This window comes from Methylobacterium sp. J-026, assembly GCF_022829585.1.
Lineage (GTDB): Bacteria > Pseudomonadota > Alphaproteobacteria > Rhizobiales > Beijerinckiaceae > Methylobacterium.
The window spans coordinates 62,563-76,354 of record NZ_JAKSYC010000117.1; the positions used below are offsets into that span (position 1 = coordinate 62,563).

Genomic DNA, 13,792 nt, shown 5'->3' on the forward strand with positions numbered 1-13,792 from the left:
AGGACCTTGAAGATCTTCATCGCAGGCCTCGCCACAGAGACCAACACCTTCGCGCCGCTGCCCACCGGCCGTGCCGCCTTCCGCGCCGACTACGCCCGCCGGGACGGGACGCGGAACCCGCCGAGCCTCAGCAATATCGGCCTCAAGGCCTGGCGCACGATGGCCGAGGCCGACGGGCACAGCGTGATCGAGAGCCTCTCGACCTTCGCCCAGCCCGGCGGGATCACGCTTCGGGACGTCTATGAAGAGTTGCGCGACGCCCTGCTGGCGGACCTCAAGGCGGCGATGCCGGTGGACGCGGTGCTGCTGTTCATGCACGGCGCCATGGTGGCCGAGGGCTACGACGATTGCGAGGGCGACACCCTGGAGCGGGCTCGCGCCCTCGTCGGGCCGGACACCACGATCGGCGTCGAACTCGACCTGCACTGCCACCTCACCGAGACGATGCGGCGAAACGCCGACGTCATCGTGATCTACAAGGAATACCCCCACACCGACATCGTCGACCGCGCCCGCGATCTCTATCCGCTGGTGATCCGGACCGTCTCAAAGGAAATCCGGCCCGTGATGGCCTATGCCGATTGCCGGATCATCAACATGTGGCGCACCAGCCGCGAGCCGGTCGCGGGCTTCGTCCGCCGGATGGAATCGCTGGAAGGGAGGGATGGCATCCTCTCGGTCTCTTTCGGGCACGGCTTCCCGTGGGGCGACGTGCCCGATGTCGGCGCCAAGATGCTCGTCGTCGCCGACGGCGATGCCGCCAAGGCCCAGGCCCTGGCTGACGACCTCGCCGCCGCCGTCTGGGCGATGCGAGAGGCGGCGGCCAGCCGGTGCGACAGCATCGATGCGGCCATCGACGCTGCGCTGGCCTCCATCGACCCGCGCCCGATGGTGCTCGCCGACTTCGCCGACAATGCCGGCGCGGGCGCGCCCTCGGACAACACCGCGATCCTGGGCCGCCTCGCGGAGCGCGCCGTCAAGGACGTGGCGCTCGGCCTGATCTGGGATCCCGGCGCGGTCGGCATCTGCCACGAGGCCGGGCTCGGGGCGACCTTCATGTTGCGGATCGGCGGCAAGTGCGGCGTGACCTCGGGCGATCCCGTCGACCTGCGGATCACCGTGCGCGGCCTCTCGGAGGACCACAGCCAGACCGGCCTCAGCGGCGGCCGGGCCCATCTCGGCCCCGCCGCCTGGGTCGAGGCGGACGGGATCCACGTGGTGCTGACCCACAGGCGCCAGCAGGCCTTCGCGCCGGACGCCTTCACGGGGCTCGGGCTGACCCTCGCCGACAAGCGGATCGTCGTGGTGAAGTCGATGCAGCATTTCTACGCCGCCTTCGCGCCCATCGCGAGCGCGGTGCGCTACGTGGCGGCCCCCGGAGCCGTCCCGCCGGATTACGGCGCGATCCCCTACACCAAGCGATCCGGCGCCTACTGGCCGCGGGTCGCCGATCCCTTCGCCGCGGAGGCCGCCCGATGATCCCGGATCTGCACGTCGAGGCCCAGGACATCCTGGCGACCCTGCGCCCCTGGGTCGAATGCGAGAGCCCGACCCACGACGCGGCCGCGGTCAACCGGATGATGGGCCTCGCCGCCCGCGACCTCGCCGTCGCGGGGGCCCAGGTCGAGACGATTCCCGGCCGGATGGGCCTGAGCGACTGCGTCCGCGCCCGCTTCCCGCACCCGCGGCGGGACGTGCCCGGCATCCTGGTGCTCGGCCATCTCGACACGGTGCATCCGGTGGGCACCCTCGGGAGCCTGCCGTGGCGGATCGAGGGCAATCGCGCCTACGGGCCGGGCATCCTCGACATGAAGGGTGGCAACGTCATCGCGCTCGCGGCGATCCGCGCGCTCGCGGCGGCGGGAATCGAGACGCCGCTGCCCGTGACCGTGCTGTTCACCGGCGACGAGGAGGTCGGCAGCCCCTCGACCCGCGATCTGATCGAGGCCGAGGCCGCCCGCCACGCCTTCGTGCTGGTCCCCGAGCCCGGCCAGCCGGAGAACGGCGTGGTCACCGGCCGCTACGCCATCGCGCGCTTCGACCTGGAGGCCCGAGGCCGCCCGAGCCATGCCGGATCCTCGCCCCATGAGGGGCGCTCGGCGATCCGCGCGATGGCGCGCATGATCCTCGCCATCGACGCCCTGTCGGATGGCGACTGCACCGTCTCCACCGGCATCGTCTCCGGCGGCCAGTGGGTGAACTGCGTCCCGACGCTCTGCCGCGGGCAGGCGCTGAGCATGGCCAAGCGCCAGGCCGATCTCGACCGCGGCGTCGCGCGGATGCTGGCCCTGTCGGGGGAGGCGGACGGGGTCCGCTTCACGGTGACCCGGGGCGTGACCCGCCCGGTCTGGGAGCCCGATGCCGGCTGCCTGGCCCTCTACGCCCGGGCCCGGGCCTTGAGCGAGGCGTTGGGCCAGCCCCTGCCCCACCGCAGCGCCGGCGGCGGCTCGGACGGAAATTTCACCGGCGCCAACGGCATCCCGACCCTCGACGGTCTCGGGCCCCTCGGCCAGGGCTACCACACCCTGGAGGAGCACGTCCTGATCGAGACCCTACCGCAGCGGGCACGGCTGTTCGCGGCTCTGCTGGCCGATCTCGGCGCGGGCGGGCAGGCCTGAGCCCTGCACCTATGTCCCGGCGTCAGGCCGGATCGACCGGCATCTCGGGCACGCCGGCCGCCTCGATGGCCGCGCCGGCGGCAAGGCACAGGTCCTCCCGGTAGCGGGCTGCCACGAGTTGCACGCCCACGGGAGTCCGGCCGACGAGACCGGTGGTGACGGTGAGCGCCGGGATGCCGAGGGGCGCCAGCCCGACCTGGAGGAGGTTCGCCTCGAAGGCCCGGGCGATTCCGGCATCGCCCGTGCAGTCGAGCCCGTCCGGGAACGGGAGCTCGGCCGAGACCGGTACCAGCAGGACCGGGTTCTCGGCGAGGAACAGCGACCAGGCCCGGGCCAAGGTGGCTCGCCGGGTGAGCGCCGCCGCGATCGCGTCGGGGGTCATCGCCTCGGCCTGCGGCCGGAAGCTGTCCAGCAGGCCGATCGCGGCGGGATCGCCCTCCCGCTCCGCCGCGGCACGCAGGGCCGCGAAGCCGTCGCCCAGCCAGAGCTGGAGCTGCAGCGCGCTCGCCTCCCGGATCGGCGGCGTGTCGTCGATCTCCGTGACCGCCCAGCCGGCCTCGGCCAGCCGCCGCGCCGACTCCCGCAAAGCCGTCTCCACCTCCGGAACGACCGCGAGGCCCCCGGGCCGCACGCACAGGGCGACCCGGTGCGGGACGGTCGGACCGCCGAGGGGCGCGGGCACCAACCACGGGTCGCGCGGATCCGGGGCCGCCATGACCTCCAGCGCGAGGCGCAGATCCGCGATGCTGCGGGCGAGCGGCCCCGACACCGCCATCAGCTGCGGCCCGATCCCGCGCTCCGGCGCGGTCGGGTTCCAGGCCGGGATCCGGCCGAGGCTCGGACGCAGCCCGTGGACCCCGCACGCATAGGCCGGGTAGCGCACGGACCCGGCGATGTCGGTGCCGTGGGCCAGCGCGCCGATCCCGGCCGCCACCGCCGCCCCGGCGCCCCCCGACGAGCCCCCCGGGGTCAGCGCCGGATCGCGCGGGTTCTTCGTGGCGCCGTGCAGCTGGTTGGTGGTGAACCAGCGCAGCGAGAAGGCGGGCGTGTTGGTGCGCCCGAGCAGCACCGCCCCGGCGCGACGGAGATTTCCCACGACCGGGTTGTCCTCCGCGGCGACGAGGTCGCGCTGGAGGCGCAGTCCGTTCGTCGTGGCGAAGCCGCGCTGGTCGACATTCACCTTCACGGTCACCGGCACGCCCGCCAGCGGCCCCAGGATTTCGCCCCGGGTCCGGACGGCATCGATTGCGTCGGCCTGCGCCAGCACCTCCTCCGGACGGTGCTCGACCACGGCGTTGATCCGGCCGTTGACGGCATTCAGGCGATCGAGGGCCGCCTGCGCGACCTCCCGGGCCGAGACCTGGCCGGTCCGGATCAGGGCCGCGAGGTCGGTCGCCGTCAGACGCCAGAGCTGCATGGGGTATCCTTTGGAACGTCCCGGAAGGGCCGGGTCCGACCTGCGATTCGGGGCGAACGCGGGGTGTGGCCACCTTATTCAATATGCAGGCCAGCGGCCGCATTTTTGCGCAACCGCGGATCGCCAGTATCGGCAAGGGTTTGCCGCATTGCAGCAGAATTACCTAAGCATTCATCCGTATCGAGCCCTTGCTACCGCGACGACGATAGCTAACCTGCCGTCTGTTCGCGCGTTCGACCGATCAATCCGGAAAAAAGGATCGCTCTCCTCAGTCCACGGCAACCAACCTCCAGCGAAGGCAGAGACCCATGGCACAGGTGATTCGCGTCAAGCCGACGCACGACGGCACCTATACGGTCTATCGCGGGACACTCGCGTTGATCTGCGGTCTGACCCGGCTCCAGGCCGAGCGCTACGAGGCCAGCCTCACCCGGCAGCAGCGCACCAATATGACGGCCGCCGGCGCCTGATCGGGGCTGCCGATCGACGGGCCGGCGCGACCGATGCGCCGGTCGGACGAATCAGGTCAGATCGACGGGGCCGAGATCGCAGATCGCCCCCTCCGCGCCGAGGCCCCGGCGCCGGGCCGCCAGCGTATAGCCGTCCCCGGCCCGGTCGATGTCGTACAGGACGTAGGAGGCCCGGCGCGCGGCGAGTGCCCCGTGCCCGTCCGCCCGGGCCGAGGCCGAGGGGACCCCGACGATCGGCACGGCGCGGCCGTCCGGACCCGGGATGGCGGCCGTGCTGATGACGTGGTTGTGGCCGTGCAGGATCAGGTCGGCGCCGGCGCGCCCGATCATCGCCGTGAAGGCCGCCGCGTCCTTCAGCTCGCGCCCCGGCGCGGCGCCCCCCGGCTGCGGCGGGTGATGGATCATGACCACGCGGAACGGCCGGCCCGGCTCAGTGGCGAGTGCCCGGAGCAGGACCTCGGCCGCGGCCAGTTGCGGCGCGCCGAGGCGTCCGGTGGCCACGAACGGTTTCGTCGGGATCGCGCTGGAGAGACCGACCAGCGCGAGCGGCCCCCGCCGCCTGAGATAGGGGAAGCGGCCCCACGACCCCGAATCGTCGCTGGTGAAGCGGCTGCAGGCGGCGAGCAGTCCTTCCAGGGAGCCGCGGACATAGGCGTCGTGATTGCCCGGCACGAAGCTCACCGCGTCGGGCGTGCCCAGCGCCTCCAGGAAGGTGCGCGCCGTCTCCCACTCGCTCGGCAGGCCGATGTTGCACAGGTCCCCGGTGCAGGCGACGTGCCCGGCCCCCTGCGTCTTCAGGTCGGCCACGAGGGCCTCAAGCACGGCCATGTCGTGGCTGCGCGAGCGGCCGCGCCGCCAGTTGGCATAGCCGGTGGCCCGCTTGCCGATGAGCTGATGCAGGCGCACCCGGCCGAGGGGGCCGACATGCGGGTCGCTGAGGTGGGCGAGGCGGAAGGTCAACGCCGGAGGTCACGCGCGAGTCGGCCGGGAGCGGCCCTGAAAATACGGCCCCGGCATCGCGGGCGCGGGCAGCGCCGTCAAGCGCTCCCGATGAGGATCCCCGTCGCGAGCACCAGGGCGCCGCCGAGCATCACCTGCATGGCCGCCCGCCAGAACGGCGTCGCCATGAACCGCGTGCGGATCGCCGCGATGGCGATGAGTTCGACCACCACGACGAGCACCGCGAGGGTCGTGGCCAGGACGAAGGGATTCGGCCAGCCCGCGGGCAGCGTGTCGGGGATCGCGTAGGGCAGCGTGTGGCCGAGGCCCCCGAGCGTCGTCATCACGCCGCAGACGAGGCCGTGGATCCACGGGTCGCCGCGGCCGGTGACGCTGCCGTCGTCCGAGAGGGCCTCGGTGAAGCCCATGCTGATCCCGGCGCCCACGGAAGCCGCGAGACCGACGAGGAAGGTCGCGCCGTTGTGTCCCGTGGCGAAGGCCGCCGCGAAGATCGGCGCGAGGGTCGAGACCGAGCCGTCGATCAGGCCGGCTAGGCCGGGTTGCACGTAGCGCAGGACGAAGGCGCGACGCGCATCCGCGGCCAACGTGGCGGTATCCTCGAAAACGGCTGCCATCCCGGAATTCCTCTCTAGACTGATTCCAATCTATAGGCTGGAATAAATCTAAACAAGGCGTCTCGCCGTGTTTTCGCCGCGCGACGGGAGCATCGGCGGCGCCCGAGCGACCGGCGACCCAGGCAAGCCGCTCTCACAGGTTGTGATCCAGGCCGATTGTTTCGTCTCAGGCGCGGGGGCTAGATCATGGGCGATCGATTGCGATCCGGAACCGATCGGGCGATGGCGGTTCGGCCATCCCGGGCATGACATGAGCCTCGGCAAACGTTTCCTGCGTCACCCCGTCGTGCAGCGCGCGCTCGGTCGCCTCGCGGCGTCCTATCTGCGGCTGGTGCAGCGGACCAACCGCTTCGCGATCCAGGCCGGCGGCACGCCGACCGGGCGGGTCGACGCCTGGATGGACGCGCGCACGCCGCTCATCGCCGGCATGTGGCACGGCCAGCACATCATGATGCCGTTCATGCGCCGACCGAGCGACCGGGTCGCCACGATCATCTCGCGGAATGCGGACGGCAACATCAACACCATCGCGCTGGAACGGCTCGGCGTGCGCGTGATCCGGGCCTCCGGCGCCCGAGGCCGGAGCCGGGCGACTGACGTTCGCGCCAAGGGCGGGGCCGAGGGGCTCCGGGCCATGCTGCGGGCGCTCAGGGACGGCGAATCGGTGGCCTTCAGCGCGGACGTGCCGAAGCTCTCGCGCCGGTGCGATGCCGGGATCCTGACCCTGGCGCGCCTCTCCGGCCGGCCCATCGTCCCGGCCGCCGTCGTGACGAGCCGGCATCTGCGCTTCCGATCGTGGGACCGCGCCTGCCTCGGCCTGCCCTTCGGACGCGGCGCGATCGTCCTGGGCGACCCGATCTATGTCCCGCGCGACAGCGCCGGGGAGGCCTTCGAGAGCCTCCGGCGCTTCGTCGAATCCGAGATGGATCGGGTCCATGCGCGCGCCTACGCGATGGTCGGACGCGCCGACCGGGCGGCGCTCTACCGCGCGGCGTCACCGGCCGCCGCGTCGGCGCCGGTGGGAGACGCCGCGTGAGGCGCCCGTCCGTGACCCTGCCCCTGCAGGTCTACCGGGCCGGGCTGCGGATCGGCGAGCCGGCGCTGACCGGGCTGCTGGCGTGGCGGGCCCAGCGCGGCAAGGAGGATCCGTTGCGCCTCTCCGAGCGGCGCGGCCTGCCCGGCCGGGCCCGCCCGGTCGGGCCGTTGGCCTGGATGCACGGCGCGAGCGTCGGCGAATCGCTGTCGCTGATCGGGCTCGTGGAGGGCATGATCGGCCGCGGCTTCTCCGTGCTGGTGACCACGGGCACGCGGGCGGCCGCCGAGCTGATCGGCGCCCGCCTGCCGGTCGGCGCGGTCCATCAATACATGCCCCTCGATGCGCCGCGCTGGATGGGGCGCTTCCTGGACCATTGGCAGCCGAACCTCGCGGTCATCGCCGAATCGGAGATCTGGCCCAACACGATCCTGGCGCTGGACGAGCGCGAGATCCCGCTGATCCTGGTCAACGGCCGCATGTCGGCGCGCTCGTTCCGCGGCTGGGAGCGCTGCCCGCGCACCGCCAAGGCGCTGCTGTCGCGGATCGCCATCTGCCTCGCCCAGACCCAGGAGGACGGGGAACGCTTCGCCAAGCTGGGCGCGCCGCGGGTGAGCATCGCCGGGAACCTGAAGTTCGACGCGCCGGTGCCGCCGGCCGATCCGCAGCAGCTGGCCTATCTCGGCGCCATGGTGGCCGGGCGGCCGATCTGGATCGCGGCGAGCACCCATTCCGGCGAGGAGGCCATGATCGCCTACGCGCACGCGCTCCTGAAGGAGCGGTTCCCGCAGCTTCTGACCCTGATCGCCCCGCGGCACCCGGTCCGGGGGGAGGAGGTCGTCGCGTGCGCGACCACGCTGGGCCTGCGCAGCGCCCGGCGCTCGGCCGGGGGGCGGCCCCATCCCTCCGTGGACATCTACGTCGCCGACACGATCGGCGAGCTGGGCCTGTTCTACCGGCTCGCGCCCCTGGGGTTCCTCGGCGGATCGCTGGTCCCGCGGGGCGGCCAGAACCCGATCGAGCCGGTGCGCCTCGATACGGCGGTGCTGCACGGCCCGCATATCGAGAATTTCGGGGCGGTCTATGAGGCCCTCGACCGTGCCGGGGGGGCCGTGGCGGTGCAGGACGGCGTCGAGCTCGCGGCGATCGTGGGTGAACTCCTCGGGGATCGGGCCCGGCTCGCCGGCATGGCGCGGGCCGGGCAGGACGCCCTGCGGCCGTTCGAGGGGGCGGTGGCCCGCACCCTCGCGGTGCTCGATCCGTTCGTCGCCCAGATGAAGCTGCAGCGCCTCGACCGTGGCGGCCGCGTGCGCCCGCTCGCGCGGGCCTGATGCGGCCCCCGGGCTTCTGGCAGGCGGGGCCGGATCACCCGTGGGCGCGCGTCCTAGCCCCGGTCGGGGCGGCCTACGGGGCGCTCACGGCCCGGCGCATGGATCGGGTGGGGGTATCGGCGGGGTGTCCGGTCCTGTGCCTGGGCAACTTCACCCTGGGGGGCGCCGGCAAGACCCCCGCGGCGCTGGCGGTCGCGGCGCTGCTCGCCGAACTCGGCCGCAGCCCGGCCTTCCTGTCCCGCGGCTACGGCGGCCGGACGGCCGGTCCGGTGCGGGTCGACCCCGACCGGCACGCCGCCGCGGAGGTCGGCGACGAGCCGTTGCTCCTCGCCCGCCGGGCGCCGACGGTGGTGTCGCGCCACCGCCCGGCGGGGGCCGCCCTGTGCCGCCACCTCGGCGCCGATGCCATCGTGATGGATGACGGGCTGCAAAACCCGTCCCTCGCCAAGGATCTCAGCCTGGCCGTCATCGACGCGGCCGTCGGCCTCGGCAACGGGCTGCCCATCCCGGCGGGCCCGCTGCGCGCGCCGCTGGCCCGGCAATGGCCGCATGTCGGCGGTCTGATCGTGATCGGCGACGGCGCGCGGGGCGACGGGATCGCCCGGGCGGCGGAGAGCCGGGGCCTGCCGGTCCTCCGGGCGCGCCTGGTCCGGGAATCGGAGGCGCTAGCGGGGCGGCGCTGCCTCGCCTTCGCGGGGATCGGGCGCCCGGACAAGTTCTTCGCGACGCTGGCCGAAGCGGGCGCGGTGATCGCCGGGCGCCGTGCCTTCCCGGATCATCACCCCTATCGGGATGCGGAGCTCACGGCCCTGGCCGGGGAGGCGCTCCGGCTCGGGGCCGATCTCGTCACCACCGAGAAGGACGCCGCGCGCCTGCCCCCGAGCTTCGCGGCCCGGGTGCGCGTGCTGCGCGTGCGCCTCGTCCTCGACGACCCGGAGACCCTGCGCCGGCTGCTGCGGCGCGCGCTCGAACCCGCCCCGTGACGGTCAGGGCCGGCCGGTCTCCTTGAGGCGCTTCAGGATCGCCTCGGGGGAGGCATAGGCCTCCTGGCGCAGGGCGCTCCAGTAGCGCAGGGCGTCGAGGGGGATCGGCTCGCCGGTCACGGCGCAGCGCACGAAGCTGCCGGGCTTGACCACCCGCATGGTCCCGTCGCCATACTCGACCACCGCTTCGCCGTTGTTCGCCCGCTCGTAACGACCCAGCACGTCCGCCTCCTGCTCGTTGCGGCCTTCTACACGATCGGCGCCGGCCGCGATGCCCCCGGGGGCTCAGCCCAGCATGGACCGGGTCTGGTCGCCCGCCAGAACGGCCCGAGCCGCCGCAGCGTCGACATGCATGCGCTCCACCAGGGCGTCGGCGCTCGCGAACCGTTCCTCCCCGCGGATGTACCCGACGAATTCCACGGCGATCTCCTGGCCGTAGAGATCGCCGGAGAAGTCGAACAGGTAGGTCTCCAGGAGCGGCGCGCCGTCGTCGAAGGTCGGGCGGCGGCCGTAGCTGGCGACGCCGTCGCGGAACCGTCCCGATTCCAGGCGCACCCGCACCGCGTAGATCCCGTGGCCCAGGCCGCAATCGGGCAGCATCACGTTGGCGGTGGGGAAGCCGAGTTGCCGGCCGCGCTTGTCGCCGTGGCGGACGGGGCCGAGGACGAACCAGCGATAGCCGAGGAGGCTGTTGGCGCGGGCGACGTCCCCGGAGGCGAGGGCTGCGCGGATCGCGCTCGACGAGACCGGCTCGGCCTCGCTTCCGAGGGCGACCGGCGCCACGATGTGGCAGCTCATGCCCGCCTCCCGGCACAGCGTGGCCAGGATCGCGGGCGTGCCTTCGCGGCCACGGCCGAAATGAAAATCGTGGCCGACGACCACCCCGGACAGGCCGAGCGACCCCCCCAGGAAATCGAGCACGAAGGCGCGCGCGCCGGTGGCGGCCAGCGCCCCGTCGAACCGGCGCACGATCAGGCCGTCGAGCCCGAGGCGCGCGAACACGATCTCCTTGGCGGCGAGGCTGGTGAGGCGGAACATCGGCGCGTCCGGGGTGAAATAGGCCCGCGGATGCGGTTCGAAGGTCAGGACCACGGCGGGCCGGCCGGCCTCGCGGGCCGCTGCCCGCACGCTCTCGACGAGCACGCGGTGGCCGAGATGGACGCCGTCGAAATTGCCGATCGCCGCCACGGCCCCCGTCAGGGCCGGCGGCACCGGCACGTCGGGGCGGCAGATGGTGAAGGACCGCGCCGCCGTGTCGTCGCCTGGGGCCATCGTTTGGGAGTCGGATGCTGGGAAGGGTCGGGGTGGGGTCGGGTGAGGTCGCCTGCCATGCCCGCGAGGGGCCCGACGCGGCCGGGACCCTGCCGAAAGGTGCCCGGAGGGTCAAGCGAGGGGGTGCCGCAACTCAACACCGAGCCGGGTCATGCGTCGGCGGTGTCGATTAACGGCTTCGCAATGCGCACGCGCTATTTAAAATGCCGTGCAGCGCAGCTAAATTGCAGCCTTAGCGAAGCGTTAAACTTTCCGGGAGCCGCCGCGGCTTCCCGCCGGGCAATACGGAGTAGTTGTTCGATGGCTCTCGACTTGAGCATGCCGATCCTCGTTGTTGACGATTATCAGACGATGGTTCGCATCATTCGTAATCTTCTGAAGCAGCTCGGATTCGAGGAGGTCGATGACGCTTCCGATGGCACGGAGGCGCTCGCCCGTCTCAAGGACCGCAAGTACGGTCTCGTGATCTCCGATTGGAACATGGAGCCGATGACGGGGTACGAGCTGCTCCGGCATGTGCGCGCCGACGAAAACCTTCGGACGACGCCGTTCATCATGGTGACGGCCGAATCGAAGACCGAGAACGTCATCGCCGCCAAGAAGGCCGGCGTGAACAACTACATCGTCAAGCCGTTCAACGCCGCGACGCTGAAGTCGAAGATCGAGGCGGTTTGCGGCAGCTGATCGGGACCGATGCAACGCTCCCCGCCCCGTCCGGCCGGCTCGTCGATGTCTCGGAAGACAACCAAGCGCGGCGAGGCCCGGCAGGACGGTTTCCGCTCTGAGGAGAACAGCATGTCGTTAGCCGTCGCGCGGCCGGCCGAATCGCGGCTCCGGGAGCCGCAGGCCGTGATCGCCGAGTTGAGCGAGATCGCCGACTACATCGCCCACCTGCGCGAGGAGATCGGTGCGCTGCGGGCGAACGAGATGAGCCAAGACCGGATCCCCATGGCGCATGAGGAGCTCGGCAGCGTCGTCGCGGCGACGGCCGGTGCCACCAACACGATCATGGAAGCCGCCGAGGCGATGCTCGGGCTGCCCGACGGGCCGGGCTACCGCGACGCCGTCGAGGAACGCATCAACACGATCTTCGAGGCCTGCGCGTTCCAGGACATCACCGGGCAGCGGATCGCCAAGGTGGTCGAATCGCTGCGGCTGTTCGAGCAGCGGCTCGCCCGGTTCGTGGGCGCCGTGAAGGCGCGCGATACTGCCTCCATGGACCCGACCGAGCGTGCCCGCCGCGCCCGGGCGGAGGATCTGATGCTCCACGGCCCCCAGGCCGATCAGCAGGTGCCGTCCCAGGACGACATCGACGCGCTCTTCGGCTGACCCGACTCGCCGAACGCATGTCCGTCGACTCGGCGGCCCAGGGCCGGGTAGAGCCTCTCCGGTGACCTGCCGCCCCCTGGCGGCGGGGAGGAGGTCCCGACAAGCATGGCGGCGCGGTTCTGGTCCGACTTCACCACCGAGGAACTGGCGCGCCGGGATATGCGGCGCGCGGTCGCGGTGCTGCCCGTGGCCGCCATCGAGCAGCACGGGCCGCACCTGCCGCTCGCAACCGACACTGTCATCGCGGAGGGCTACCTCGCCGCCGTTCGCGACCTCGTTCCCGCAGATCTCGACGTGCTGCTCCTGCCGGTGCAGGCCGTGGGCAAGTCCGACGAGCACGATGCCTTCCCGGGAACGCTCTCCCTCGACACCGGGACGGCGCTGGCCGCCTGGACAGGGATCGGCGTTGCGCTCCACCGGGCCGGCTGTCGCAAGCTCGTGATCGTCACGAGCCACGGCGGCAACAGCGCGATCATCGACCTCGTGGCGGCGGCATTGCGAGCGCGCTGCGGCATGGTGGCGGTGACGACCGCCTGGGCGCGGTTCGGCTATCCGGAAGGCCTGTTTCCGGAGGGGGAGATCGCACACGGCATCCATGCCGGCGGCGTCGAGACCGCGCTGATGCTGGCCCTGCGGCCCGACCTCGTGCGGGCCGACCGGATCGCCGATTTTCCGCCGCGGTCGCTGGCGATGGTCCGCGACTTCACCCACCTGCGCGCCGGCCGCCCCGCCGCCTTCGCCTGGAAGGCCGGCGATCTCCATCCCTCCGGCGCGATGGGCGACGCGCGGCTCGGAACCGCCGAGGCTGGGCACGCGGCCCTGGCGCACGGGGCGCAGGCCTTCGTGGCGCTGCTGCGCGACGTGAACGCGTTCGAACTCGGCGGGCCCGGGTCCGCGTAACCGCCGCCGCCGCGGGCCGAAAGGACCGATGCGCCGGCTCGACCCGTCGGCGTATGGGAGTTCAGGCCATGCGCCCTTTCGCCTCGCTCGCCGTCGCCCTGCTGTGCGTCGCCCTCCGCCCGGCCGCGGCGGCGGAGCGGCCCGTGATCGTCGAGCTCTTCACCTCGCAAAGTTGCTCGTCCTGCCCGCCCGCCGAGGCGCTGATCGGCCGGCTCGCCGAGGAGCGCGCCGGCGTTCTGCCGCTCGCGTTCCACGTCACCTACTGGAACCATCTGAACTGGCGCGACCCCTACGCCCTGCAGGCCGCGACCGCGCGCCAGGACGCCTACGCCGCCCGCTTCGGCGGCTCCAGCTACACCCCGCAGGCCGTGATCGACGGGCAGGTGGGCCTCGTCGGATCCGATGAGGCGGCGCTACGCGGCGCGATCGCCCGGGCCCGCGGGGCCGGGCCCGGCATCCCGGTGGCGCTGGCCTGGGACGGCGACCGGATCGTCGCGCGGGTCGGCCCCGGGAGCGGCACGGCGCATGTCCTGCTGATTGGGTTCGATCCGAGCCACACCACCCAGGTGCTCCGTGGCGAGAATGCCGGGCAGACCATCGCGCAGACCAACGTCGTCCGCTCTCTGCACGATCTCGGCCGCTGGTCGGGGGGCGCCGCGACCTTCCCGGCGGCGCGTCCCGAGGGCGAGAATGCCGCCGTGCTTCTGCAGGCGGAGGACGGCCGTATCCTCGGTGCGGCGCGCCTCGGCACCCCCGGCACCGGGGCCGAGCGGGAGGCCCTGCGGTGATCCTCACCCTGCCGGCCGGACCCGCTCCGCGCGGCTGGTCGCTGGCGTTGGGCACCGAGCAGGCGCAAGATGCGGCG

The 13,792-nt window shown here is 72.5% G+C and carries 14 protein-coding genes and 1 pseudogene; 10 read left to right on the top strand and 5 right to left on the bottom strand.

Features of this window, described 5'->3' with window-relative positions; all coding sequences use genetic code 11:
- The first annotated feature begins 6 nt into the window (after positions 1-6).
- Together MKK69_RS11570 and MKK69_RS11575 are read left to right on the top strand one after the other, a co-directional pair.
- Entirely contained in the window at positions 7-1,479 is a 1,473-nt protein-coding gene (locus MKK69_RS11570; RefSeq protein WP_243967988.1) for a M81 family metallopeptidase, read from the top strand.
- Entirely contained in the window at positions 1,476-2,618 is a 1,143-nt protein-coding gene (locus tag MKK69_RS11575) for a M20/M25/M40 family metallo-hydrolase (RefSeq protein WP_243967989.1), read from the top strand. The genes MKK69_RS11570 and MKK69_RS11575 overlap by 4 nt, the downstream gene beginning before the upstream one ends.
- A gap of 22 nt (positions 2,619-2,640) precedes the next feature.
- Here the strand turns inward: MKK69_RS11575 and MKK69_RS11580 are convergent, their stop codons facing one another.
- Complete coding sequence (locus tag MKK69_RS11580; RefSeq protein WP_243967990.1) at positions 2,641-4,035, bottom strand: amidase family protein; 1,395 nt, start codon at positions 4,033-4,035, stop codon at positions 2,641-2,643.
- Positions 4,036-4,343: 308 nt separating this feature from the next.
- On the opposite strand from MKK69_RS11580, the gene MKK69_RS11585 reads away from it, so the two are divergent.
- Positions 4,344-4,505: a hypothetical protein gene (locus MKK69_RS11585; protein WP_243967991.1), complete on the top strand. Its 162-nt coding sequence runs from the start codon at positions 4,344-4,346 to the stop codon at positions 4,503-4,505.
- Between the two features lie 51 nt (positions 4,506-4,556).
- On the opposite strand, the gene MKK69_RS11590 is transcribed toward MKK69_RS11585, so the two are convergent.
- Together MKK69_RS11590 and MKK69_RS11595 are read right to left on the bottom strand one after the other, a co-directional pair.
- Positions 4,557-5,465, bottom strand: a complete 909-nt coding sequence (locus MKK69_RS11590) for a metallophosphoesterase family protein (protein ID WP_243967992.1) — start codon at positions 5,463-5,465, stop codon at positions 4,557-4,559.
- Between the two features lie 77 nt (positions 5,466-5,542).
- Positions 5,543-6,037 (bottom strand): annotated as a pseudogene (locus tag MKK69_RS11595) (VIT family protein); the annotation flags it as partial.
- 292 nt (positions 6,038-6,329) lie between these two features.
- Here MKK69_RS11595 and MKK69_RS11600 point away from each other — a divergent pair.
- Genes MKK69_RS11600 through lpxK form a run of 3 tightly spaced genes read left to right on the top strand, consistent with a single transcriptional unit; the run spans position 6,330 to position 9,426 of the window.
- Entirely contained in the window at positions 6,330-7,115 is a 786-nt protein-coding gene (locus tag MKK69_RS11600; protein WP_243967993.1) for a lysophospholipid acyltransferase family protein, read from the top strand.
- Complete coding sequence (locus MKK69_RS11605) at positions 7,112-8,443, top strand: 3-deoxy-D-manno-octulosonic acid transferase (protein ID WP_243967994.1); 1,332 nt, start codon at positions 7,112-7,114, stop codon at positions 8,441-8,443. Before MKK69_RS11600 ends, MKK69_RS11605 begins: the two co-directional genes overlap by 4 nt.
- The gene (gene lpxK, locus MKK69_RS11610) at positions 8,443-9,426 is read left to right on the top strand and encodes a tetraacyldisaccharide 4'-kinase (RefSeq protein WP_243967996.1); all 984 of its coding nucleotides are present in this window, start codon (positions 8,443-8,445) and stop codon (positions 9,424-9,426) included. Before MKK69_RS11605 ends, lpxK begins: the two co-directional genes overlap by 1 nt.
- Positions 9,427-9,429: 3 nt before the next feature.
- On the opposite strand, the gene MKK69_RS11615 is transcribed toward lpxK, so the two are convergent.
- Both MKK69_RS11615 and MKK69_RS11620 read right to left on the bottom strand, forming a co-directional pair.
- The gene (locus MKK69_RS11615; RefSeq protein WP_161393655.1) at positions 9,430-9,648 is read right to left on the bottom strand and encodes a DUF2093 domain-containing protein; all 219 of its coding nucleotides are present in this window, start codon (positions 9,646-9,648) and stop codon (positions 9,430-9,432) included.
- A gap of 63 nt (positions 9,649-9,711) precedes the next feature.
- Positions 9,712-10,698 (bottom strand): bifunctional riboflavin kinase/FAD synthetase, encoded by a 987-nt coding sequence (locus tag MKK69_RS11620; RefSeq protein ID WP_243967997.1) that lies wholly within the window; start codon positions 10,696-10,698, stop codon positions 9,712-9,714.
- A gap of 300 nt (positions 10,699-10,998) precedes the next feature.
- Here MKK69_RS11620 and MKK69_RS11625 point away from each other — a divergent pair, with 300 nt between their 5' ends.
- The 4 genes from MKK69_RS11625 (at position 10,999) to MKK69_RS11640 (ending at position 13,715) form a co-directional block, all read left to right on the top strand.
- Entirely contained in the window at positions 10,999-11,382 is a 384-nt protein-coding gene (locus MKK69_RS11625) for a response regulator (protein WP_091719055.1), read from the top strand.
- A gap of 111 nt (positions 11,383-11,493) precedes the next feature.
- Entirely contained in the window at positions 11,494-12,027 is a 534-nt protein-coding gene (locus MKK69_RS11630; RefSeq protein WP_243967998.1) for a protein phosphatase CheZ, read from the top strand.
- A 105-nt stretch (positions 12,028-12,132) separates the two neighbouring features.
- Complete coding sequence (locus MKK69_RS11635; RefSeq protein WP_243967999.1) at positions 12,133-12,927, top strand: creatininase family protein; 795 nt, start codon at positions 12,133-12,135, stop codon at positions 12,925-12,927.
- 68 nt (positions 12,928-12,995) lie between these two features.
- The gene (locus tag MKK69_RS11640; RefSeq protein ID WP_243968000.1) at positions 12,996-13,715 is read left to right on the top strand and encodes a DUF1223 domain-containing protein; all 720 of its coding nucleotides are present in this window, start codon (positions 12,996-12,998) and stop codon (positions 13,713-13,715) included.
- Positions 13,716-13,792 lie beyond the last annotated feature (77 nt).

What these genes read in the sequence shown, in the direction of transcription:
- MKK69_RS11575 (WP_243967989.1), top strand. Translation starts at nt 1,476, where the DNA reads ATGATCCCGGATCTGCACGTCGAGGCCCAGGACATCCTGGCGACCCTG.
- MKK69_RS11580 (WP_243967990.1), bottom strand. Translation starts at nt 4,035, where the DNA reads ATGCAGCTCTGGCGTCTGACGGCGACCGACCTCGCGGCCCTGATCCGG.
- MKK69_RS11585 (WP_243967991.1), top strand. Translation starts at nt 4,344, where the DNA reads ATGGCACAGGTGATTCGCGTCAAGCCGACGCACGACGGCACCTATACG.
- MKK69_RS11600 (WP_243967993.1), top strand. Translation starts at nt 6,330, where the DNA reads ATGAGCCTCGGCAAACGTTTCCTGCGTCACCCCGTCGTGCAGCGCGCG.
- lpxK (WP_243967996.1), top strand. Translation starts at nt 8,443, where the DNA reads ATGCGGCCCCCGGGCTTCTGGCAGGCGGGGCCGGATCACCCGTGGGCG.
- MKK69_RS11620 (WP_243967997.1), bottom strand. Translation starts at nt 10,698, where the DNA reads ATGGCCCCAGGCGACGACACGGCGGCGCGGTCCTTCACCATCTGCCGC.
- MKK69_RS11625 (WP_091719055.1), top strand. Translation starts at nt 10,999, where the DNA reads ATGGCTCTCGACTTGAGCATGCCGATCCTCGTTGTTGACGATTATCAG.
- MKK69_RS11630 (WP_243967998.1), top strand. Translation starts at nt 11,494, where the DNA reads ATGTCGTTAGCCGTCGCGCGGCCGGCCGAATCGCGGCTCCGGGAGCCG.
- MKK69_RS11635 (WP_243967999.1), top strand. Translation starts at nt 12,133, where the DNA reads ATGGCGGCGCGGTTCTGGTCCGACTTCACCACCGAGGAACTGGCGCGC.
- MKK69_RS11640 (WP_243968000.1), top strand. Translation starts at nt 12,996, where the DNA reads ATGCGCCCTTTCGCCTCGCTCGCCGTCGCCCTGCTGTGCGTCGCCCTC.